Annotated in this window: 20 protein-coding genes; 4 read left to right on the forward strand and 16 right to left on the reverse strand. The window is 41.2% G+C overall.

What is annotated here, in order from left to right; translation table 11 throughout:
* Positions 1-39: 39 nt before the first annotated feature.
* The 6 genes from BAZO_RS19115 to BAZO_RS19140 all read right to left on the reverse strand — a co-directional run bounded on the left by BAZO_RS19115 (position 40) and on the right by BAZO_RS19140 (position 7,991).
* On the reverse strand, positions 40-669 hold the full coding sequence (locus tag BAZO_RS19115; RefSeq protein WP_003333109.1) for a TetR/AcrR family transcriptional regulator: 630 nt from the start codon (positions 667-669) through the stop codon (positions 40-42).
* Positions 670-972: 303 nt separating this feature from the next.
* Complete coding sequence (locus BAZO_RS19120; RefSeq protein ID WP_003333110.1) at positions 973-2,115, reverse strand: acyl-CoA dehydrogenase; 1,143 nt, start codon at positions 2,113-2,115, stop codon at positions 973-975.
* Positions 2,116-2,308: 193 nt separating this feature from the next.
* Positions 2,309-3,451, reverse strand: a complete 1,143-nt coding sequence (locus BAZO_RS19125; RefSeq protein WP_003333111.1) for an acyl-CoA dehydrogenase — start codon at positions 3,449-3,451, stop codon at positions 2,309-2,311.
* Positions 3,452-3,648: 197 nt separating this feature from the next.
* The gene (locus tag BAZO_RS19130) at positions 3,649-4,500 is read right to left on the reverse strand and encodes a 3-hydroxybutyryl-CoA dehydrogenase (RefSeq protein WP_003333112.1); all 852 of its coding nucleotides are present in this window, start codon (positions 4,498-4,500) and stop codon (positions 3,649-3,651) included.
* 44 nt (positions 4,501-4,544) lie between these two features.
* Positions 4,545-5,735, reverse strand: coding sequence for an acetyl-CoA C-acetyltransferase (locus BAZO_RS19135; protein WP_003333113.1), 1,191 nt, complete (start codon positions 5,733-5,735; stop codon positions 4,545-4,547).
* Positions 5,736-5,885: 150 nt separating this feature from the next.
* Positions 5,886-7,991: a (Fe-S)-binding protein gene (locus tag BAZO_RS19140; protein WP_003333114.1), complete on the reverse strand. Its 2,106-nt coding sequence runs from the start codon at positions 7,989-7,991 to the stop codon at positions 5,886-5,888.
* Positions 7,992-8,306: 315 nt separating this feature from the next.
* Here BAZO_RS19140 and cls point away from each other — a divergent pair, with 315 nt between their 5' ends.
* A complete protein-coding gene (gene cls, locus BAZO_RS19145) occupies positions 8,307-9,503 on the forward strand; it encodes a cardiolipin synthase (protein ID WP_003333116.1) in 1,197 nt (398 codons plus the stop codon).
* Between the two features lie 131 nt (positions 9,504-9,634).
* Here the strand turns inward: cls and BAZO_RS19150 are convergent, their stop codons facing one another.
* The 8 genes from BAZO_RS19150 to BAZO_RS19185 all read right to left on the reverse strand — a co-directional run bounded on the left by BAZO_RS19150 (position 9,635) and on the right by BAZO_RS19185 (position 17,340).
* A complete protein-coding gene (locus BAZO_RS19150; RefSeq protein WP_003333117.1) occupies positions 9,635-10,000 on the reverse strand; it encodes a DUF488 domain-containing protein in 366 nt (121 codons plus the stop codon).
* Positions 10,001-10,107: 107 nt separating this feature from the next.
* The gene (gene argS, locus BAZO_RS19155) at positions 10,108-11,778 is read right to left on the reverse strand and encodes an arginine--tRNA ligase (RefSeq protein WP_003333118.1); all 1,671 of its coding nucleotides are present in this window, start codon (positions 11,776-11,778) and stop codon (positions 10,108-10,110) included.
* Between the two features lie 87 nt (positions 11,779-11,865).
* A complete protein-coding gene (locus BAZO_RS19160) occupies positions 11,866-12,312 on the reverse strand; it encodes a YwiB family protein (protein WP_003333119.1) in 447 nt (148 codons plus the stop codon).
* A 192-nt stretch (positions 12,313-12,504) separates the two neighbouring features.
* Complete coding sequence (locus BAZO_RS19165; RefSeq protein WP_003333120.1) at positions 12,505-12,930, reverse strand: universal stress protein; 426 nt, start codon at positions 12,928-12,930, stop codon at positions 12,505-12,507.
* Between the two features lie 164 nt (positions 12,931-13,094).
* Complete coding sequence (locus BAZO_RS19170) at positions 13,095-15,119, reverse strand: DUF6449 domain-containing protein (protein WP_003333121.1); 2,025 nt, start codon at positions 15,117-15,119, stop codon at positions 13,095-13,097.
* Complete coding sequence (locus BAZO_RS19175) at positions 15,094-15,996, reverse strand: ABC transporter ATP-binding protein (protein ID WP_003333122.1); 903 nt, start codon at positions 15,994-15,996, stop codon at positions 15,094-15,096. Before BAZO_RS19175 ends, BAZO_RS19170 begins: the two co-directional genes overlap by 26 nt.
* Complete coding sequence (locus BAZO_RS19180) at positions 15,993-16,379, reverse strand: GntR family transcriptional regulator (RefSeq protein ID WP_003333123.1); 387 nt, start codon at positions 16,377-16,379, stop codon at positions 15,993-15,995. Before BAZO_RS19180 ends, BAZO_RS19175 begins: the two co-directional genes overlap by 4 nt.
* A 262-nt stretch (positions 16,380-16,641) precedes the next feature.
* The gene (locus BAZO_RS19185; protein ID WP_003333124.1) at positions 16,642-17,340 is read right to left on the reverse strand and encodes a GNAT family N-acetyltransferase; all 699 of its coding nucleotides are present in this window, start codon (positions 17,338-17,340) and stop codon (positions 16,642-16,644) included.
* A gap of 188 nt (positions 17,341-17,528) precedes the next feature.
* On the opposite strand from BAZO_RS19185, the gene BAZO_RS19190 reads away from it, so the two are divergent.
* A complete protein-coding gene (locus BAZO_RS19190; RefSeq protein WP_326153918.1) occupies positions 17,529-19,211 on the forward strand; it encodes an ABC1 kinase family protein in 1,683 nt (560 codons plus the stop codon).
* A 265-nt stretch (positions 19,212-19,476) separates the two neighbouring features.
* Complete coding sequence (locus BAZO_RS19195) at positions 19,477-19,998, forward strand: DoxX family protein (protein ID WP_003333127.1); 522 nt, start codon at positions 19,477-19,479, stop codon at positions 19,996-19,998.
* A 115-nt stretch (positions 19,999-20,113) separates the two neighbouring features.
* Here the strand turns inward: BAZO_RS19195 and speB are convergent, their stop codons facing one another.
* Both speB and speE read right to left on the reverse strand, forming a co-directional pair.
* Complete coding sequence (speB, locus tag BAZO_RS19200) at positions 20,114-20,992, reverse strand: agmatinase (protein ID WP_003333128.1); 879 nt, start codon at positions 20,990-20,992, stop codon at positions 20,114-20,116.
* Positions 20,993-21,078: 86 nt separating this feature from the next.
* Positions 21,079-21,906, reverse strand: coding sequence for a spermidine synthase (gene speE / locus BAZO_RS19205; protein ID WP_003333129.1), 828 nt, complete (start codon positions 21,904-21,906; stop codon positions 21,079-21,081).
* Positions 21,907-22,217: 311 nt separating this feature from the next.
* On the opposite strand from speE, the gene BAZO_RS19210 reads away from it, so the two are divergent.
* The gene (locus tag BAZO_RS19210; RefSeq protein WP_003333130.1) at positions 22,218-24,296 is read left to right on the forward strand and encodes a transglycosylase domain-containing protein; all 2,079 of its coding nucleotides are present in this window, start codon (positions 22,218-22,220) and stop codon (positions 24,294-24,296) included.
* Positions 24,297-24,379 lie beyond the last annotated feature (83 nt).

The raw sequence follows: 24,379 nt of genomic DNA on the forward strand, positions 1-24,379 counted from the left end.
TCAACTCACTATCCGGATACCACCCGGAAATTAAATTGATCACATTTCTTTGCCCTTTACCCCAAAAATCAACTGCTTGATTTGCAGCTCTGTATACTCCTCAAGTGTATACATTTTTTGAAAAAACCAGCGGCGGAATGCCCACATTTGTCCTTGTACAAAAATATTATGAGCGATGAACTCGATCTCACGTTCACTTAAGGATAGCTCCTTATTGTGAACACACCCCTTGATAACGGTTTGAAACATCCCCACCATCTCGAACTCTTTTTTTAATACATAAGGAAGGGCATCCTTTGTTAACGATTTGGCCTCCTGGTACATAACCAACACCTCGTCCTGCATCTCGTCCATAACCTTAAAATACGCAGTTACAGCATCGCGGAGACTTTCAAGATTGCCGCGATCCGTGTCGATAACCTGCTGCATCCTTTGTTGTACCTGGTCATAAATGGAGTCACAGACTAAATAGAGAACATCTTCTTTCGTGCGTATATACTCATAAAGCGTACCGATGCTAAATCCAGCCGCTTTGGCAATCTCCCTCGTTGTGCTCCGGTGAAAGCCTTTTTTAATAAAAAGCTTTACAGCACCTTTAATCATTTGGTCCCGTCTTTTTTGAATCAGCTTCTCGTCTTTGACAGAAGCAAGTACTTCTCGTTTTGTCAAAACATTCCCTCCTTCTTGGGAAAAGAAATGCAAGTGGTACTGGGTTTTGTTGCTGAATTAAATCCGGATAATATAACTTCCAATTCTGATAAATATATTTCAGGTTGCAGACCAAAAGTATGATTTTCGGACAATAAACCCCAGTACCAGACAATAACTAATCGTTTCCCGACAATATTTATGCTAATTTTGTATTTTATTCTTCTATTGTAATCAAAAATTTACCACCTTTAGCCGGGAAAAGCGATTATTTTCACTAAAAGGATTAGTTTGTGTCAAAGCACAAATATTTCGCCACAAAAATTAGTCTGCAATCAACATTCTTGAGATTACTAGACGTTGAATTTCTTGTGTTCCTTCATAAATTTGCGTAATTTTGGCGTCACGCATAAAGCGTTCTACCGGATATTCCTTTGTATAGCCGTAGCCTCCGAACACTTGAACAGCATCAGTTGTCACTTTCATTGCCGTGTCACCCGCCATTAACTTCGCCATTGCCGATGCTTGACCGTATGGTAGGCCTTCTGACTCTTTCCATGCTGCTTGATAGGTTAATAGTCTTGAAGCTTCAATCGCTGTTGCCATATCTGCTAGTTTAAAGCCGATTCCTTGCTGCAGGGCGATTGGCTTGCCGAACTGCTTGCGGTCTTTTGCATACGCAACTGCTGCATCTAAGGCCCCTTGCGCGATTCCAACAGCTTGAGCTGCGATTCCATTGCGGCCGCCGTCTAAAGTCATCATGGCAATTTTAAAGCCGTCGCCTTCTTTTCCAAGAAGATTTTCCATTGGAACACGGCAGTCTTCGAAAATAATTTCAGTTGTAGGTGAGGAACGAATACCCAGTTTATTTTCTTTTTTACCTACAGAGAAGCCTGGGAAGTCTTTTTCAACAATAAACGCACTGACGCCTTTTGTTTTTTGTTCCGGATCTGTTACCGCGAACACAACATATGTGTCAGCGACCCCGCCATTGGTAATGAAGATTTTCGATCCATTTAAAATATACTCATCGCCCACGAGCTTCGCAGTTGTTTTCATGCCGCCTGCATCAGAGCCCGCACCTGGTTCGGTTAAACCGTAGGCACCGATTTTCTTGCCTTCCGCCATTGGGCGCAAATATTTTTGTTTTTGCTCTTCTGAACCGAATTTGAAAATCGGCCAGCCTGCTAATGAAACATGTGCTGACAACGTTACCCCTGTTGATGCACAAACGCGGGAAAGCTCTTCAACCGCAATTACATAGGCTAAATAATCGAAGCCGCTGCCGCCATACTCCTCCGGCCATGGAATCCCTGTAAGACCTAATTCCGCCATTTGGTCGAAGATTTCGCGATCAAAACGTGCTTCCTCGTCGCGCTCAGCCGCTGTTGGAGCGACCACCTCATTTGCAAATTCACGAATCATTTTGCGGAGCATTTCATGTTCTTCTGATAATTGGAAATTCATTTTTACGTCCCCCTAGACAATTTTTTATTGGAATTAAATAGTTGATAGTGATTTTTTTGAAAAAATAAATCAGAGATGCGCATCGAATTTCGACTGAGGGCTCAGTCGATTAATGTGCTGAATTAATGTAAAAATATTCATTTTGCAAATAACCCCTATTTGTAGTCTTTGATCTTATGCTCGAAAAACTAAGTTAATCTGCAATTAATTTTCGATTAATCACAATTCGCTGAATCTCGCTTGTACCTTCGTAAATCTCGCAAATCTTCGCATCGCGGAAATAGCGCTCAACAGGATATTCCTTCGTATAGCCGTAGCCTCCAAATACTTGAATTGCCTCTGTTGCAACTTCCATCGCCGTTCTTGATGCAAAAAGTTTCGCCATCGATGCTTCCTGCCCACACGGAATCCCTTGCGCTTTTAAATAAGCGGCGCGATAGACTAATAGTCTCGTAGCTTCAACCGCTGTTGCCATATCGGCAAGCTTAAAACCGATTCCTTGCTGAAGGGCAATTGGTTTGCCAAATTGCTTACGATCTTTGGCATAGTTGACTGCCGCTTCTAAGGCTGCTTCAGCAATTCCAAGCGCTTGAGCCGCAATGCCGATGCGCCCATATTCGAGATTGCTCATTGCAATTTTAAAGCCTTCCCCTTCAGCGCCAAGGAGATTTTCAGCCGGCACCTTACAATCCTCAAACGTTAACTGTACCGTTCTGGAACCGTGAAGGCCCATTTTATGTTCATTTTTACCAATAATTAAACCCGGTGTATTCTTTTCTACTATAAAAGTAGAAATGCCTTTTGTGCCTTTTTCAGCATCCGTAATGGCAAAAACAATATACGTGTCTGCCTCACCACCGTTTGTGATGAAAATTTTTGAACCGTTTAATACGTAAAAATCCCCATCTTTTACAGCACGTGTTTTAAGGCTCGCCGCATCTGAACCGGCATTAGGTTCTGTCAAGGCAAAGGCCCCTAAAAACTCACCACTAGCAAGCTTCGTAACATACTTTTGCTTTTGCGCCTCCGTTCCAAAATAAAGAATCGGATTTGTTCCAACCGATGTATGAACAGACAAAATGACACCAATTGTTGCACTTACTTTTGAAATTTCGTTGATGGCGATGACGTAGGATGTATAATCCATCCCGGCGCCACCGTACTCTTCTGGAATCGTGATCCCCATCAAACCAAGCTCGGCCATCTTATTCAGTATTTCTGCTGGAAACTCATCATGCTCTTCCATTCTTTCAATAAATGGAGCAATTTCAGTTTGGGCAAAATCTCGGACCATTTTTTGCATCATTTCTTGTTCTTCAGTAAATTTTAGATCCATCGTATTGTCCTCCTTGGCGCCTTTTCTGATGAAAATGAATGAACAAGCATTAGTTTGAGATGAGTGTGCGCTCATTTTAACTATGTGGAAAAGGGGAGGAGTCTTCTTCAAAGTGCGCTTCCCCCGCCTTTTTTTACCCTAATCGTGCTTGTAAGATCATTTTGCGCAAAAGCGCCCAAAAGTCTTTTTAATTTATGTTATTCATATTTATAAAAGCCGCGACCTGATTTTTTACCTAACCAGCCTGCTTTTACATATTTTCGTAGTAACGGACATGGACGATATTTGTCATCGCCGAATCCTGTGTGAAGGACTTCCATAATATACAAGCAAGTATCAAGTCCGATGAAGTCAGCCAATGTTAACGGCCCCATTGGGTGGTTCATGCCAAGCTTCATCACTTCGTCAACTGCTTCAGGAGTTGCGACCCCTTCATAAACAGTGTAAATCGCCTCGTTGATCATCGGCATTAACACGCGGTTGGAAACGAAGCCTGGGAAATCATTTACTTCAACCGGCACTTTATTCAACTTTTTCGTCATATCTTCGATTGCCTGATATACTTCATCCGCCGTTGCAAGGCCACGAATGATTTCAACGAGCTTCATCACAGGAACCGGATTCATAAAATGCATGCCGATTACTTTTTCTGGACGCTTTGTCACGGCCGCAATCTCGGTAATAGGCAGTGAAGAGGTATTAGTTGCCAAAATTGTATGAGCTGGTGCAATCTCATCAAGCTGTTTGAAGATATTGCTTTTGATTTCCATATTTTCAACCGCTGCTTCAATAATGATGTCCACTTCACTAGCTGATTGGATGTCTGTTGATGGTTGCAGGCGAGCAATGATTGCAGCTTTTTCGTCGGAAGTCATACGGTCTTTGTCAACCTGACGCTGCAGGTTTTTATCAATTATCCCCATGCCTCGATCTAAGAATTCTTGTTTTAAATCTTGTAATATTACATCGAAGCCCGCCATCGCACATACTTGTGCAATCCCAGACCCCATTTGTCCTGCCCCAATTACCATCACTTTTTGAATGCTCATGATTTGATTCCCCCAGTTTTAATTTACTTTTTATACTGCCGAAACTAGTTTTGATACCCCACTTCAACCATAATGGCGTCGCCTTGGCCGCCTCCGCTGCAAATCGCTGCGATACCCAGCCCGCCTCCGCGGCGTTTTAATTCATGAATTAATGTTAGAATAATTCTTGTGCCGCTTGCGCCGATTGGATGTCCAAGGGCTACAGCACCGCCGTTTACATTTACCTTTTCTGGATCAAGGCCAGCAATTTTTCCGCTTGTTAAAGCAACGGCGGCAAAGGCTTCGTTAATTTCAAATAGTGCGATTTCCTCCAGTGACTTCCCTGTTTTTTGTAAAAGTTCATTGATGACAAGCCCTGGCGTTTCAGGGAAACGATGTGCTTCAACAGCAATTGCGGCATGACCGACAATCGTTGCCATGATTGGCTTTCCATCTTTAAGTGCCCGTTCTTCAGACATCAGAATGAGGGCGCCGGCACCGTCGTTAACACCTGGTGCATTCCCTGCCGTTATCGTACCTTCAGGCCCAAACGCAGGTGGCAGTTTGCTTAGTTTTTCAAGGGATGTGTCCTTACGCGGACCTTCATCTGTATCAATAACCATTGGGTCACCCTTTCTTTGCGGCACCTCAACGGCTACGATTTCATCTTTGAATTTGCCAGCCTCAATCGCAGCGATTGCCCGTTCGTGACTGCGGAATGACCATTCGTCCTGCTGCTGGCGGGTCAACCCGAATTCCTCTGCCGTGCTGTTTCCATATGTACCCATGTGCACTTTTTTAAAGGAGCAGGTTAAACCATCATGAACCATTAGATCAATAATTTTGGCATCTCCCATCCGTGCTCCAAAACGGGCTGAAGGCATGAAGTAAGGGGCGTTGCTCATTGATTCCATCCCGCCGGCAACAATTACCTCTTGGTCGCCAACACGAATAATTTGATCTGCTAGAGTTACGCTTCTAAGTCCTGATGCACAAACTTTATTAATCGTTTCCGTCTGGACCTCCCAAGGGATGCCAGCCTCGCGGGCTGCTTGGCGTGAAGGAATTTGTCCTTGGCCCCCCTGCAGAACAGTTCCCATAATGACTTCCCCAACCTGTGATCCATCAATACCAGCACGCTCTAACGCTTCCTTAATGGCAATACCGCCTAGCTGTGCAGCTGACAGAGAGCTTAATCCGCCTCCAAACCGCCCAAATGGTGTTCTTGCACCGCTTACAATCACTGTCCTTGTCATTTGTCTTCCCCCTTTTAAAATCCGGTTTGGCGTATTCGCACCAAGAGTTTTTCAAGCAGTCATTCTGCATCACTTGAGGGACCAGAGGGTCTGACCCCTGGCTCCCACGCGACTCAACTGGGACAGAGTTCCCGACCCCGTGGACCACCTCTATTGCACTATCGCCTCTTCCTTCCGATAAACTGCCATCTCTAGTAATTCAGCCACATCGTATGTTTTAACTTTGTCTTCCACTTCCTTCGCTTTCGTGCCATCACTTAGCATCGTTAAACAATATGGACAGCCACTTGAAATGACCGATGGATTCACTTCAAGCGCTTGCTCTGTGCGTGTTACGTTAATGCGGTCGCCAACATGTTCTTCCATCCACATTAATCCACCGCCCGCACCACAGCACATCGCAGTATCACGGCTGCGTTCCATTTCAATAAGGTTGACACCAGGAATCGCTTTTAAAATTTCACGAGGTTGATCATAAATTTCGTTGTAACGGCCAAGATAGCAGGAATCATGGAACGTGATCGTTTCATCCAATTCATATTTAGGCTGCAGACGACCTTCCTTCAACAGCTGCGCCAACACCTCGGTATGGTGATAAACTTCGACTTCGAGTCCAAAGTCAATGTATTCATTTTTCAATGTATTGTATGCATGCGGATCGATCGTTACGATTTTTTTCGCACCGCTCTTTTCAATTTCAGCAATGTTTCCGCCCGCTAGTTCTTGGAATAAAAACTCATTTCCAAGGCGGCGCGGTGTATCCCCAGAGTTCTTTTCTTTATTTCCCAAAATCGCGAACGAAACGCCTGCTTCATTCATTAATTTTGCAAATGATAAAGCAATTTTTTGGCTGCGGTTATCATAGGAACCCATGGAGCCAACCCAGAATAAATATTCAAACTCTTCGCCGGCTTTTTGCATTTCTTTTACAGTCTTTATCACAACATCGTCACGAAGATCACGCCAGTTTTCACGCTCTTTACGGTTGATCCCCCAAGGGTTGCCTTGACGTTCAATATTTTGCATAGCCCTTTGCGCGTCAGGATTCACTTTACCTTCTGTTAAAACAAGGTAACGGCGCAGGTCGATAATTTTTTCAACATGTTCATTCATAACCGGACATTGGTCCTCACAGTTACGGCATGTTGTACAGGCCCAAATCTCCTCTTCCATGATCACATCACCGATTAAACTTTTATCATAAGTAGCTAGGGCTGCAGCAGATTCGCTTGCTCCTTGACCGGAAGCCTGCATGGCCAACTGGTTTCCAACCGTATTGGAAAAGGCAAAGGTCGGTACCCATGGAGCCCTTGACGTGATCGCTGCTCCTTTTTCTGTAAGGTGATCACGCATTTTAACAATCAAATCCATTGGCGACAGCAACTTTCCTGTTGCCGTTGCCGGACACATGCTTGTACAACGACCACACTCTACACATGCGTAAAAGTCAATCATCTGGTGCTGCGTGAAGTCCTCTATTTTTCCAACCCCAAAGGACTCTTGTGTTTCATCTTCAAAATTAATTGGTCTAAGCTTACCGGGAGCGTCTAATCTATTGAAAAAGACGTTGAGCGGCCCAGCAATCAAGTGGGCATGCTTAGACTGTGGAACGTAAACAAGGAAAGTTAATAGCACTAATAAATGAATCCACCAAGCGATATAAAAAATCGTCACTGCAACCGGTTTACTTAAGCCAGCAAAAATTGTAGCGATCGCACCTGCCACCGGTTCGCTCAACGACGGATCATGACCGTGCCAAATGAGGCCCATTCCATTACCAAGTAAAACCGAAAGCATTAAAGAACCAATAAAAATAAGAACCAAACCCGCTTTGAGCCCCCGCTTAAGACGAGCGAGCTTCTCAATATAGCGGCGATAAAAAGCAAAAAGAACAGCCACCAAAATCATCAGCGTTACAATTTCTTGAAAAAAAGTAAATGCCGGATACAACGGTCCAAATGGCAGATGCGACCCAGGCACTAGCCCCTTCCAAATAAAATCAATCGCACCAAATTGGACAAGCAAGAAGCCGTAAAACATCATGACATGCATAATTCCACTTTTCTTATCCTTCATAAGCTTCTTTTGTCCGAACACCATAACCCAAATCTTGTCAAAGCGCTCTTTATACTTACGGTCAAACTCTACTTTTTTACCCAGTTTGATGTATTCATGTCTTGTTTTCAGGAGGTAAGAAAATAGATAAATGCCGTATGCAGATACTAACAGAAATGCAATCCAGTTGACTAACAGCATAAAATAGTCTCTCCTTTTGTGATAAATTGTGGGTTGAATTAAGGTCGTAGTGTGGGACATGGGGTCAGACCCCATGGTCCAACCCCAGCAAATCAGTTGCTCGCTTTTTGTGCCGCAGAACCCGACCCTCTGTCTCACTCCTTGTCCCGCTTTAATTTTTCAAAGGATATAAATTTTCTGAATTCATTATATCATAAATATTGTAAATTGAGCGAGCGTTCAGTCGACATTTTTTTAAAAAAATTTTTTCTTAACTATATGTTAAGTTGTACATACTACCTAATAGAAATTAATATGATTGAGGAGTCCAAATTAATGACTGTAATATTAATTTTATTGTTAATTTTTATAGCTTGGCTTGCCATTGACTTTTTCTTCGGCCGTTTGAAGCATCTTAATTCCGTTTCAAAACGAAACTACCCGCTCAGGCATGCCCATTGGCAATTGTTCACTGATGGACAAGAACTTTATAATCATTTGTTTGAGGATATTTCAAATGCAAAGCACCACGTTCATATTTTATTTTATATCGTTAAAAATGATTTGATCAGCAATGACTTTTTGAATTTATTAAAAAAGAAAGCGGAGGAAGGAGTCAAAGTTCGCCTTCTATTGGACCGGGTTGGCTCCTATAGAATTTCAAGGAAAGAGGTTCGCCAATTACGGGAAAGCGGCGTACATTTTTCATTTAGTAATAAGCCGAGGTTTCCTTTCATTTTTTATACTTTAAACTATCGCAATCATCGTAAAATCACGGTCATTGACGGAAATATCGGTTATTTTGGCGGCTTTAATATTGGAAAGGAATATTTAGGACATGACCCGTACCTTGGATATTGGCAGGATTTCCATTTGAAAATACACGGTGACGGTGTTCAAGATCTTCAATCCGAGTTTATGTCGGATTGGGGAAAAGCAACGAATGAACACTTACACGGTGAATCTGTATATTTCCCGAAATTGGAGCAAGGCCCTTTGCCATTGCGGTTCCTCCCAACAGACGGCGCCTTTATTAAAGATTTATTAATTGATCTGATAAAAAATTCAAAGTCTGAAATCTTAATTGGCACCCCTTATTTCATCCCCGGGTATGAAATGCTGCAAGTAATATTGGCGGCAAGAAAGCGTGGGGTTAATGTAAAAATACTTGTGCCTTATAAGGCGGATCATCCTTTTGTAAAAGAAGCAGCATTCCCCTATTTTAAGGTAATGTTGAAAGCCGGCTGTCAAATTTATCGCTACACGAATGGCTTTTATCACGGAAAAATTATTTTGATTGATAATGAGCTTTGTGATTTTGGTACTGCCAACTTTGATAAGCGCAGCTTTTTTATTAATGATGAACTAAATTGCTTCATTCGTGACCCGGCCTTTATTGAAAAAATACGAAGTGAATTTTTGATAGACGTCTTCCATCGTTCTGAAAAATTGACGACTAAGAAATATGAAAAACGCCCGTTTTTACAGCGAGGCAAGGAGTTTTTTTCATCATTGATTTCGGATTTGTTGTAATTAGAAAAGCGGAAGCACCCGTTTAGCGACGAAAAAACTGGAGCTCGTCGACTTATCGTAGGGAGGCGGGTGAAGTTTTTCTAGTCGCTAGGTGCTGGAGCTGGACAACGATGCACAAAATAATATGAGCTTTAATTTTTTTCAAGCAAAAATTCATATAGCACAATCGCATGATTATGAAGCTGATCCTTCGCAGCATACAACAAAGTAACCGGCTCTTCCATTACCTTTTGTTTTAAAATGTCGACCTGCTCTTTATGTAGTGGGTCTTCCTTCAATTCTTTCAGGTAATTTTTCCGGAATTGTGGAAAAAGCTCGGGATCATGGCAAAACCATTTTCGCAGCTCTGGACTTGGAGCAATTTCCTTCATCCATAAATCAACTTTTGCCACTTCCTTTTTGATGCCCCTTGGCCATAGCCTGTCAATTAGCACCCGAAATCCATCGTCTGAATCAGGTGTTTCGTAAATTCTTTTCATTTTAAAATTTTGTTTCAAAATAAGCAATTACTCCTTACTTGTTTGTTTTTACTCCCCACTTTATTTTTGCAAAAAACCCTCAGGCCATGAATGATCCGTGATCCGAGGGTTCAAACATACATATACTACATTTTCTCTGGTGCAGATACTCCAACTAGGTCTAAGGCATTTTTTAATGTGATTTGAACAGCTTTTACTAGGGCAAGGCGTGCTCTAGATTTTTCAAGTTCTTCAGGGTTGATGACTTTTTCAGCATTGTAGAAGCTGTGTAATGCAGAAGCTAAATCATAGATATAGTTAGTTATGCGGTGTGGCATTCTTTTTTCTGCTGCTTCTGCTACGGCTTCTGGGAATTCGCCAAGCTTTTTCAATAGATCGATTTCTTTTTCAGCTTGGATTTGTGAAAGGTCAAGCGCACCTTCAAAGATAAGGTTTTGCTCTTCACCTTGGCGCAGCATACTGCAAATACGGGCATGTGCATATTGTGCATAATAAACCGGGTTTTCATTTGATTTTGATACAGCTAAATCCATATCAAAATCTAAATGGCTGTCCGCACTGCGCATTGCGAAGAAATAACGCATTGCATCAATGCCCACTTCTTCCATTAACTCACGAAGCGTGACTGCTTTACCTGTACGCTTGCTCATTTTCATCTTTTCACCGTTTTGGAAAAGGTTAACCATTTGAATAATTTCTACTTCTAATGTATCTGCATTGTAGCCAAGCGCTTGAATCGCCGCTTTCATTCTTGGGATGTAGCCATGATGGTCTGCTCCCCAAATGTTGATCAGCTTTTCAAAGCCACGCTTTAATTTATCTTGATGGTAAGCAATATCTGGAGTTAAGTACGTATAGCTGCCATCATTTTTAATTAATACGCGGTCTTTGTCATCGCCATATGTTGTGGAACGAAACCAGGTTGCCCCATCCTCTTCATAGAGTTCTCCTTTTTCTCGCAACGCATCCAACGCCACATCAATTTTGCCATTTTCATATAAAGAGGTCTCTGAAAACCAGTTATCGAATTCAACGCGGAATTGCTTAAGGTCCTCACGAAGTTTCGCTAACTCGAACTTTAAACCATAATCACGGAAGTACTTGTAGCGCTCTTGTTCATCTTTTTGTAAAAGACTGTCGCCCTCTTCCTCCGCAAGCTTTTGACCAATTCCAATAACGTCAGCACCATGATAGCCGTCCTCCGGCATTGCCACATCTTGACCTAACGCCTGTCTGTAGCGTGCTTCAACTGAAAGAGCCAAATTATGGATTTGATTCCCCGCATCATTAATATAATATTCACGTTGAACATCATAACCTGCTTTTGCTAAAACATTACATAACGTATCACCCACCGCTGCACCACGAGCATGTCCTAAATGAAGGTCCCCAGTAGGGTTTGCAGATACAAACTCAACTTGAACTTTTTGGCCCTTGCCAGTGTTTGTCTGTCCATATCCGGAGCCAGCTTCAAGAATCGTTGGGATTAAGTCTGTAAGATAGCTATTATTCATGTAAAAATTGATAAAGCCTGGACCCGCGATTTCAATTTTTTCAATAGATGCTTTTGTTTTATCAAAATTTTCAACAAGCTGCTCTGCAATCATACGTGGCGCTTTTTTAGCCACACGGGCAAGCTGCATCGCCATATTGGTTGCGTAATCACCATGCGCTTTTTCTTTTGGTATTTCTAAAATCACTTCAGGGATTTCAGCTTCACTTGCTAGTTCAGCTTTCATGACAGCTGCTTTAATTTCTTCCTTTAATCGTTCTTTCACTTGTTCAACGATATTCATCGGAGTTCCTCCTTCATTTTTTCTTATTCAGTTAAATGTTTTATGTATGTATGGATTTTTGCGTTTTTACTATGTTTTTACCTGCGTTTATTCTATTTTTTCTATCATAAAAGTCAGCCGGTGGCGGCCAACCCATTCACCTTGCATTTGCAACTGATAAGAGAGTATTAACTTTGCTTTACGAGAGTCGATACGATTTGTAAAATCAATATTTTCAGTTTTTGCAACCATTTCCATCATTCCATATGGGCTTTGGTAGGACCCGAATGTTGTAGCACCCTTTTTATAAGTCTGGCGCATGGAAACCCCACCGGAGCGCATGATCAAAACTTCATCACCTTTGACTTTTATCACATTCGAAATCTGCCCCACATTCTCCATCATTTCCTTATAGGCAAGGAAAGTTGCATCCTCTTTCGAATATAAAGTACCTTCTTCCTCAATCGTTAGCAATTCTTTACGGCCTGCACCATCGCGAATTTCTGTAACAAGCTTTAATCGAATTGGTATTTTTGCTGATTCATTTTCTGCCATGAAGACACGTCCTCTTAGTCTCTTTAACCTTTCTATTATATTAATTGTATCCAATGTTCGCAAGAGGAAGACGTGAGTTGGTGAATATCTTGTGGGTCGCAGGGTCAGACCCTGTGGCTTTGTTTATATATAAAAAAAGGAATCCCTACTAATTAGAGATCCCTACAATTTCTTTTACTATATTTTCTTTATTTAAGGCACCACCGTTACCGGCACAGGTGCTTCATGGAGCACACTGTAGCTGACGCTGCCTAGTATATTTCTCTTAAATGCACCTAAGCCTCTTGTACCCATGACGATCATCGTTACTTGTTCTTCTTCTGCTTCTTTGCAAATTTCTAAATCAGGTAATCCGATTCTCGATTTAGTCACGACCTCTAAACCTTGGTCTTGCACAATATCTAGCACTTTATCAATCGCTTCTTGTGCTTCGCCTTCTTGGTATTCATGTAATTCCTCTTGGCTTATGAACCTTTTAACATTGCGTGTATTAAGGCTTAATTGGACATTTAACACGATTATTTTTGCTTGAAGGCCTTTTGCGATATGAACAGCGAATTTCAATGCTCTTCTTGAATGGTCTGAACCATCAACAGGGACTAATATTGTGTTTTCCATAGGGTCTTACCTCCAACTTAATCAAAATTCAATTTTGTATTCCTAATTATTCATAATTCGACAATGGCAATAGTTTCTCCTGCATCATAAGCCCCAGTATGGGGACAGGCACCCTAAATAGAAAAACCAGCATAGCGACAGTAACTATGCTGGTCGAACAAACCCTATTTAAAATGCTCGGCAACAAAGGATGGAACATTTTCCAAGCCGTGGTAGGATGGCTCTTTGCTATTTTTATAATAGATGGCGATTAAATATTCCTTGTCCCAACGCCATGATGCTTCATACAAGCACTCTTCCAGCTGACTTGGGTCTTCGATGATTAAAGGTTTCTCATTGTTTTTAAACAAGGTTTCCAAAGATACGCCGGGCCTTGATAGGGCTTCCTCTGCGTTCTCAGCTTTGATTACAGCCACAAACATTAAGTCCTCCGGCACGACTCTTGCCTGCTCGAGTAAATTATTTTCCTTTAACCAATTGTCAAATTGATGATAGGACTTTTTCCACGGAACATACAAACGTTGGTTATTTTCTAATAGTAATTCAATTTCTCCCCATGTTTCGCGCTCTGTTACGATGTCTTCATACGGTTCCTGGAGCATATCTGATTTAAGGGCATTGATGATTTCCTCAATTTGCTTCGGATCGACCGTATTAAACTTTTTATAACTAAGATAATTTGTATTAAGCGAAATCTTATCTACCTGTATCTCTTCTTTTAATTTTAATAATTCATTATTTGAGTATCTATATTCCTGTGATTCATAAATTGGCTTCAACTGTTCGTCGTAGCCAGCTTCTGGAATTTCATACTGGCGGACTAATTTTGAGCCATTTTTCAACTCATAGGCAACCACAATATTTTGATAAGATTTTCGACTCGTTACTTGGTCCCCATCTTCGATCAACTGCTGATGAAGCTTCATAATCGAATTGATATTTTCCGGATCCTTAAAAAAGTAACGATTCGATTCATTTAAGGCATTTACCTGAATTACCTCTGAGTATTCAGTCACCGGCATCGCGTATTCGGGCGTTTCTGGGTACTCATTTTTTAACCAATGAGCATTATATCCGAAATAAGCGCGCTCAATTTCAGCTGCATCCGGCAGCTTTTTTTCATACCCAGTCATGTCTAAACTCAAAAGGAGTCCAAGCACTGCAACTGCAACTGCATAAACTAGATAGCCTTTCATTTTCCGGAAAATCCGCCACGTTTTTTGCAACACCATTTCGGCAACGATATAGCCAAAAACGGATCCAAAAATATATCCAAATAATATCCAGCCCATTTCACCTTGCTGTGTTTCACCAAAATACATCCCGCTGAGCAGCATGAAGCAAAACGTAACTCCATATTTAAAAATTGGCTTTAAATAGCGGAAAGCAATGGCTTGCGTCGCGCCTTCAATTTGTCTTTTTTTATAAGCAAAAATCCCTAATAGGTAGAAAATCACCGATAGAGCAATGTAAATCAAGACTGCTTTGGCTGTCATGCTTCGATGTCCAATTTCAATCATTTGAGCAATCGGAGTTAGAAATTCTATGTTTTGATCAAAATAATAATCATAAGCAAATCCGTAGATAAAATATTTTAAATTATGATAGAGTAAAATCATAATCCCAGCTGGAAATACTAGAAAAATATAAGCCAGCACAATCGATACCGCTGAAATCCCCGTAACAGCGCCAATTAACGTTGTCAGTGCAAACACGAACACATTCATGACGATTGTCAGACCTGCCCATTTTGTAATATCCAAAGCTGAAAAATAACCTTCTAAACCAAGCGTCCCATGGGCGATCGCTATAAAAATAGCTGTAATAACGACAGGTACAACTAATAGAAAAATTCCAATGAGCGCATGATGGTGAAACAGTGTCGTTCTTTTAATCGGAAGGCTGTGAATGAAATCGGCCGGCACCTTCACCTGCAAATAACGGAATAAAATAATGGATAGAATCACTGGGACTGAGAACATTAACAATACTTGAAGGCCATCTAAAATTGAAAAAAGATAATGACCGTTATCATAGTTGTATGGTAAATGCCCCGCCTGGTGCATCATAAAGATTTGTAATGGCACAGTAAATAGCAATGCAATTTGGTAGATGATGCCGATCCAACCGACATTTCGTAAATCCTGCGTAACAATCCCGCGTTTAAACCATGATACTTTCGATTGCATAGCCGACATCCCCCATTTCGTAAATAAAGATTTCCTCAAGTGTTAGTGGCAATATGTCAAACAGAACCGGATGGAACGATTGCACCTTATCTTTGACGTCCTCTTCCTTTCCTCTAACAATACAAAGGAGGACACTTCCACGTGATTCCTGATAAAGAACATCGAGGTCTTGTAAAAACCCGGCCGGTGTTTCGCCCGCTTTAAAGGCCACTTGAATTTTATGAATATCTGATTTTAGATCATCTAGATCCCTTTCAATCATAATTTCGCCATGATGCAAAATGCCGACATGATCGCAAATATCTTCCACTTCCCGGAGGTTGTGTGAAGAAATGAGAACGGTCATTTCACGTTCCGCCACATCCTGGACAAGCAGATTTTTCACCTTTTGACGCATAACTGCATCCAAGCCATCAAGCGGTTCATCTAAAATCAGCACTTCCGGCATTGTGGAAAGTGTTAGCCAAAAAGCAACTTGACGCTGCATCCCTTTTGAGAGGCGGTGAACTTTTTTATTTTGATCAATTGGAAAAACCTCACCCAGCCTTTGGTACCGTTCCTCATTCCATGACGGAAATAGACTTCTATAATAGTCAGCCATTTGTTTGATCGTATATTGTGAGAAAAAGAACAGCGTGTCTGGTAAAAAGATGATTTTCTGTTTAATTTGGACATTTTCAAACACCGATTGATTGTCAATTTGAACTTCGCCACTGTCCTGACGGTAAATACCTGCTAATATTTTTAAAAGAGTAGTTTTACCCGCACCATTTGACCCTAGCAAACCGTAGATGGAACCTTTGTTTATATGTAAGCTCACATTTTTGACTGCCTCCATGTCTTCAAAGGATTTGCGGATATTTTTTATGTTGATCATTGTTTCTCGCCCCCTTTGACGGACTGCTCAGCCTCTTCAATGAGCGTGACGATTTCTTCTTTTTTGACTCCTAGAAAAATCGCCTCTGAAATTAACTTCATTAATTCTTGTTTCATCTTCTTCACCTTTTCCCCCTTGTTGATCTCTGACGGCGGTGTGACAAAACTGCCTTTCCCTGGCACTGAGTAAATATAGCCTTGATGTTCTAATTCTCGGTAAGCTTTTTGAATTGTATTTGGATTAATCGTTAAGTCCTTGGCCAGCTGGCGAACGGACGGCAATTGTTCATCCGCTTTCAGCACTTCATTAATAATTAAATCTTTCAACTTTTCAACGAGCTGTTCATAGATGGGTACCCGACTGCGCATATCTAATTGGAACATATTAGCTTTAGGCCTCCTCTCATCTTGTTGTGTTAGTCGTATTATGTGTTCTAACCGTATTATATATCATAATACAGTTATGTCAATAGGAAAATTGATGGGGTGAAGTGCGGTGCGGGGTTCGATGCGGAGACAGGCACTGCTGAATGCACTACTGGCGTAGCAACTGATGCGTGGGGACAGGCACCACTGGAAAGGTATCTATGAAAAAAAACACTTGAAGTAATCTCCCCAAGTGTTTGAACGTGCTTTGTATTTATTTTTAAAAAGATGTATGGTCTATCCCCATTTTGTTCAGGCATTTGCTCAAAATCGCTTTATCGATTCGATTCACCTCATAATATTTTTCCCGATACATAGCTTGAATAATATCGCTTATTTCGATCTGCGTTATCGTTTGACTTCCTTGAAAGCTTTTGAACAATAGATTTAATGGTATACCATTTGTATCACCGTGTAATGGTGGTTGAAGGTAATTTATACTTTCGTGGCTTCTATAATTATTTTTTTCATAGAAGCGTTCCCTTTTAATACAATCTTCTTTTTCAGCCTCTGTATGAACAAGTTCTTCCATTTCCGTTTCCAAAATTGAAAAGCGCAGTGCGCTATGCCCCGCTGATATTGCATCCTTTTTCAACAGTTCTTCCATTTTTAATAATGTTGTGGACCCCAATCCATTCCCCCGAACAAGCGGATTTGTTACGATATAGACGATGAAACCAGTATTTACATCAGCTAAATAATGCCCTGTTGCAAAAGAAGCAACCGTATCTCCCTCCATACCTACTAAAAAGCGAAAGCTATTCGGAAAGCTGCTAGTTGCATATTTTAGCCCTTTTCGAAAAACATCATGTGATTCCCTTACATCAATCGGAAAGGATTGATCGTATAGTTTTAAAACACTTTCTAAATTCATTTGATTATCATTCGTAATTTCAGTCCAGTTAATTTCTGCTGTCACAGCACAACACCTTTTCTCTAAATAATTCACAATTCAATTTTACATAATCTTATTTTAAAAAGAAACAAAAGTGATCCAGGTCCCCATTTCCGCCCACCTCCCCAAAATCTGTTCACAAATCTACAAAATTCAACCCAACCTGAATTGCCAAATGTTGTATGATAAAAGAAGAATTGCATCACTAGGAGGTGCCTATATTGCTTGGAAAAAAGATCAAACATGCCGGGCGATATCAAGAAATTGTAAATGCTTTTTTGCGTAACGGCTTTAGTTACTTTGTATATCGGCTTGGCCTGTCTAATCAAATTTCATCAAAAAAACAGCAGGAATCGGAAAAACTTATGAATAAGCAAACGGTTGGCATGAAGCTTCGTAATATTCTTCAAGGACTAGGACCAACTTTTATTAAGCTTGGACAAATTGCCAGCACCCGCCGCGATCTCATTCCTGAGGAAATCACTCGAGAGCTCGAGCAGCTTCAAGATAACGTTGTATCGTTCCCTTTTGAGCAGGTCCGGGAAATTATCGAGGGAGAACTGGGGGATACGTTAGAAAATCTTTTTCAAGATTTTAGTGAGACACCGCTTGCGACGGCGTCAATCGGTCAAGTTCATAGTGCCCATCTCAACACAGGAGAACAAGTTGCTGTAAAAATTCAACGTCCAGATATCGTACCGATTGTCGAAACCGATTTGGAAATCCTTGATGATTTAGCAAGGGGGATGGAGTCAAAAATAGCCTGGGCCAAAACCTATGAAATTCGCAAAATGATCAACACATTTGCGAAAACATTGCGGGCTGAGCTTGATTATTATATTGAAGGCAGAAATTGTGAACGAATTGCCAAGCAGTTTTCTTATCAGCCTGAAATTGAGATTCCCCATGTTCATTGGAAGTATACAACAAAGAAAGTATTAACGATGGATTTTGTGCAGGGCATCAAGGTTAGCAACATCGCAAAGCTGGAGGCTGAAGGCTATGATCGCAGGCTGATTGCTGATCGAATTACACAATCGATGCTTCAACAAATTTTTATCGAAGGCTTTTTTCATGGGGACCCGCATCCAGGCAACATTTACGTATTGCCTGAAAATCGGATTGCCTATTTAGATTTTGGGATGGTGGGTCGACTGAATGATGATACAAAATTTCACTTTGCATCGATGATCATCCATTTGCAGCGCGGCAACACAGACGGGCTTATTAAGGCTATTTCATCAATGGGCATGCTTTCGAAAGAAACAGATATGACTTCCTTTTATAATGAAATTGATCAACTAGTGATGAAATATTACGATGTTTCTTTTAGCAAACTTCAGCTCAGCGAAGCAATCAATGATTTGTTGACCGTTATTTATCATCACCGGATCCAAATCCCTTCAGATCTAACAGTTTTGGCGAAAACACTAATTGTACTTGAGGCGATTATCGAAAATCTTGACCCGGAGTTCAGCATCATGAAAGCAGCCGAGCCATTTGGTGAAAAGCTGTTTCTCCACCGCTACGAACCAACTACTATTTTAAAAAAGTCATGGAAACAATGGGTCGAAAATGCTCAATTTTTATCACAAGTTCCCAAAAATTTAAAAGATCTTTCTAAAACGATTCAAAACGGAGATTTACATTTTAAAATCAGCGTCCCAGAGCTTCAGCTTTTTTTACAAAGGCTAGATAAGATAAGCAACCGGCTTGCTTTTAGTATTATTCTTTTAGCCTTTAGCATTTTAATGGTCGGCCTCATTATTGGATCAGCAATTGCTGACCAAGCCAATCTTTTATGGCAAATACCAGTGATTGAAATCGGTTCGGTTGTTGCCACCCTGATGTTTTTGTTTATTGTTTTTTCAATTTATAAATCGGGGCGGCTGTAAAGGTCTAAGGGTCTTTATTTTTATAAAAATAATAGTAGGCAGGAAATTCACATTGTTGGATTTCCTGCTTATTTTTTAAACTTGCAAGATTGCTTCCTCTTTCTTTACGAAAGTTACTAGTGTTTATACATAGATTTCAATATTCCGCCATAACTTTATTAACACTTTGTGAATAGATTCACAAGGTACTGTTGCAATATTATTAACGGTGGTAATCTTAACACATAGAAATCATCATTTTATATTCTGAAAGGAAGTAATCATCATGATTAACAAATGGTTAAGAGAAAGTAATATATCCGCTGGTATTTTAACAATTATTCGTTTATATTGGGGCTACGCTTTCTTTACAGCAGGTCTTGGCAAATTAACTGGAGGCTTTGATGCAAGTGGTTTCTTAAAAGGAGCAATTGCGAATCCGGTTGCAACTCACGGTGAAGTCGTTTATGGTTGGTATAATTCATTCTTAGAAGGTGTAGCATTACCCAACATTGGATTATTTAACGTTCTAGTTCCTTGGGGCGAAACATTAGTTGGTTTAGGTCTTATGCTTGGATGCTTAACAACTGCCGCTGCCTTCTTCGGAATGTTGATGAACTTCTCATTCCTATTAGCTGGAACAGTTTCTCACAACCCTACTGATATTTTAATGGGCGTAATCATCGCCGCAGCTGGCTATAATGCTGGTAAATTTGGTTTAGACCGCTTTGTATTACCTTTCTTACGCAAAATGTTTAACAAAGAAGGTCACAAAGCAGAAAAACATACAGCCCCTCATTCAGCTTAATAATGAAAAAAGCAAACCATTTTAGGACTCGATGGTTTGCTTTTTTTGTACTGATAAGAAAGAATAACTTTTGTCGGATATCAGTATAAGAAAGTCGTGTCCTTCTAATTTTGGATTATTTTTTTTGAACCCAGCCTAAAATCATTTCGCGTAACAGCTTACTTGCTGTATTTGCAGTTTGCTCTGACGGGTCATAGATTGGCGCAACTTCCACTAAGTCAGCACCGACAACTTTTATGTCAGACTTAGCAATTTCGTGAATGGAGGCGAGAAGTTCACGGGACGTGATTCCGCCGGCGTCAACTGTTCCTGTACCAGGTGCATGTGCTGGGTCTAGTACATCAATATCAATTGTGACATAAACCGGGCGTCCTGCTAGTTTTGGCAAAATTTCTTTGAGTGGCTCTAGCACCTCAAATTTTGCAATATACATTCCTACTTCTTTTGCCCATTGGAATTCTTCCTTCATACCAGAACGAATACCGAAAGAGAAAACGTTTTGCGGTCCGATTAGTTCAGCTGCCTTACGGATTGGCGTTGAATGGGAAAGCGGCTCCCCTTCATAATTTTCACGAAGATCCGTATGAGCATCCATATGAATGATCGCAAGGTCCGGATACTTTTTGTACATTGCTCTAATAACCGGCCAAGTAACTAAGTGCTCGCCACCCATTCCAAGCGGGAATTTGTCTGCTGCTAAAATTTGGCCAACAAAATCTTCAATCATATCAAGGCTCCGTTGAGCATTTCCAAAAGGAAGCGGAATATCACCAGCATCATAATATTTCACTTCTTCAAGCTCGCGGTCCAAATACGCGCTATATTCCTCCAACCCAACGGAAACCTCACGAATACGTGCCGGGCCGAAGCGAGAACCTGGGCGAAAGCTTACGGTCCAATCCATTGGCATGCCATATAATACGGCTTCACTCTCTTCAAAGTTCTGGTGACTTTTTATAAAAACATTACCTTGATAGGCTTCATCAAATCTCATCTAATTTTTCCTCCTCAAATTGTGGGACAGAGGGTCGGGTTCCGCGTCCCTGGGACACAGGGCCAGGAACTGTGTCCCAGTTCCGTTCATTTTGTTAAATCTTCTACAAAGCGCGGCAGCACAAATGCCGCTTTATGAAGTTCTTTTGTATAGTATTTTGTTTCAATATCATGGAAACGACTTTCTTCCACCGCTAACGGGTCGTGCTTTTTCGAACCGACCGTAAACGTCCATAGCCCGCTTGGATAGGTTGGGACATTGGCTATATAAAGCTTTACGATCGGAAAAATTTCTTTGACATCGCGTTGCACGTCACGGATTAAATCGGCTTTGAACCACGGGTTGTCAGTTTGGGCAACAAAGATGCCATCCTCTTTCAATGCTTTTGCAATACCTGCATAAAAGCCTTTTGTAAAAAGATTAACCGCAGGTCCAACCGGTTCCGTTGAATCGACCATAATGACGTCATACACATTTTCTGCCTTGGCAATATGCATGAAACCATCGCCAACAATGACTTCCACACGAGGATTTTCAAGCTCACCGGCGATCTCCGGAAGAAACTTCTTCGAGTACTCAATCACTTTGCCGTCAATTTCAACCAACGTCGCCTTCTTCACACTCGGGTGTTTTAAAACCTCACGAATAACACCGCCATCGCCCCCACCAACTACTAACACGTTTTCCGGATTCGGGTGCGTAAATAACGGAACATGGGCAACCATTTCATGGTAGACAAACTCGTCCTTCTTCGTCGTCATAACCATTCCATCTAAAATCAACATATTGCCAAATTCCTCTGTTTCCACCATATCTAATTTTTGAAATTCAGTTTGTTCTGTATGTAAAGTCTGTTTAATTTTTGCCGTAATTCCAAAGCTTTCGGTCTGTTTTTCAGTAAACCACAATTCCATCGTTTCTTCATTCCTTTCTTAAAAAGTTCAATAATGCCTAACATAATCTACCTTTTAATGTTCCCTATGTCCTCGGTAAAAATCATGAAGATCTGGAAAAATCCGAAAGTCCAAGATAAAAGTATAGATTATTACTGCAAAAATGCAAGAAATTTTTTCTAACCGTTCCTTGTTATGTTTATTTTCTATAAAAACCTCCAATACTAGTTAATAAAATCTCGTAGAAATTGGGACAGAGGGTCGGGATCTGTGGCCCGAATTGGGACACAGATCCCGACCCCATGGCTCTCCACAAAAAAGGGGGGATTTTATTGGAGCTTATTACTCAGGAAAACCTTGATAAAACGCGAAGATGGCTGCGTGCTATTTTAGTAATTGGAATGATCCTATTAATCTTATTTATTATTTTCATTGCCGGCTTAATAACTTATGGGAAGGCGAAGGGGCCGCCGCCTCTGGCAGTCCCGCAAACGACGATTTTTTACGCGCAGGATGGGAAAACGATTATTGGCGAAAGCATTCATAACGGAGAGAACCGTTATTGGATGCCTTTGAGTGAAATTTCGCAAGAGGTTATTGAGGCGACGATTTCGATTGAGGATCGGAAGTTTTATAATCATTATGGTTTCGATGTGAAGCGGATTGTCGGGGCGATCATTGCCGATATTAAAGCGATGGCCAAAGTTCAAGGAGCAAGCACGATTTCACAGCAGTATGCCCGTAACCTATTCTTAGAGCATGATAAAACGTGGAAGCGGAAATTTGATGAGGCTCTTTATACGGTTCGGCTTGAAACGAACTATAATAAGGATGAAATTTTGGAGGGCTACTTAAATACGATTTACTATGGACACGGTGCCTATGGAATTGAAGCGGCCGCTAACTATTATTTTAACAAACATGCAAAAGACCTAACATTAGAGGAGGCCGCGATGCTGGCGGGGATTCCGAAAGCACCAAGCTATTATTCACCTTTTAATGATGAACAAAAAGCAAAAACTAGACAAAAAATAGTTTTACAGTCGATGGAAAATAACAATTTGATCACAGAAGCCGAGGTAAACAAAGCGTTCGAAACACCACTACAATTCAATACGGATCATGACATTACCCATAAGCAAATAGCTCCCTACTTCCAAGATGCTGTTAAGCTTGCTTTAAAGGATGTCGTAAAGCTAGATGAGCGGACAATAGAATTAGGCGGCCTCCGCATCTATACAACATTGGACCCGACGGCGCAAGAAATCGCTGAAACCAATATTGCCAATATCATCAATCCGAAGTCGGAAATTCAAGTTGCCCTGATGTCGATGGAGCCGAAGACCGGAAAAGTGCGGGCATTGGTTGGCGGTCGTGACTATATAAAAAGTCCTTTTAATAGGGTAACTCAGGCTGAACGGATGCCAGGTTCGACGTTTAAGCCGTTTCTTTTTTACGCAGCCTTAGAAAATGGCTTTACACCTTCGACGAAAATGCGTAGCGAACCGATGAATTTTCCGTATGACGAGGGCCGGGCCGTTTACCGCCCTGACAATTATAATAATTACTATGCCAATGATTTTATAACGATGGCCCAAGCTCTAGCCTTATCTGACAATATTTACGCTGTGAAGACCCATATGTTTTTAGGCGTCAATAAGCTCGTAGAAACGGCTAAGCAGCTCGGCATTACAAGTGACCTAACCGCGGTCCCTTCCCTAGCACTTGGTACATCCTCTGTCAAAATGATGGATATGGTGAAAGCTTACGGGATGATTGCTAACGGCGGAATTTCAGTCACACCTATTTTTATCGAAAAGGTCGTCAACCATAAAGGCGAAGTCATTTATCGGAGCAAACGGGAAAAAGAACAAGTTTTGGATCCGGCCCTTGCTTTTGTCACAGCCCATTTAATGACCGGAATGTTTGATAAAAAATTAAATTCCTATACATCCGTGACTGGTCAATCAATCGCCAATGGGCTGACGCGTCTATATGCCGGCAAATCTGGTACAACAAAAACAGATAGCTGGATGATCGGCTTTACCCCACAGCTCGTAACTGGGGTTTGGATTGGCTATGACCGGGATGAAACAATCGATATTGTTGCTGAACGAGCCTACGCAAAAAGAATTTGGGCGAAATATATGGAGGAAGCTTTGCAGGATAAACCATTTGTAGGGTTTAAACCACCAAAAGGTGTCGTTCCCGCTTATGTCGACCCGGCGAACGGCTTATTAGCTACAAGTGATTGCAAAAATGCTCGCTTAACCTACTTCGTTGAAGGCACAGAGCCGACAGAGTATTGTTCAGTGCACTTACCGAATGGTGAAGAAAAACACGAAGAAAAAGAAGGTTTAGAAGAACAGCCGGACAAAGGCTGGTTTGAGAGGATATTTAAGTGGTGGTAGAGAGAAAAGCGGAAGCACCCGTTTAGCAACGTATAAACTGGAGCACATCGACTGAGATAAAGGAAACACGGCGAACTTTGTGA

Source organism: Schinkia azotoformans LMG 9581 (assembly GCF_000307855.1).
Lineage (GTDB): Bacteria > Bacillota > Bacilli > Bacillales > Bacillaceae_J > Schinkia > Schinkia azotoformans.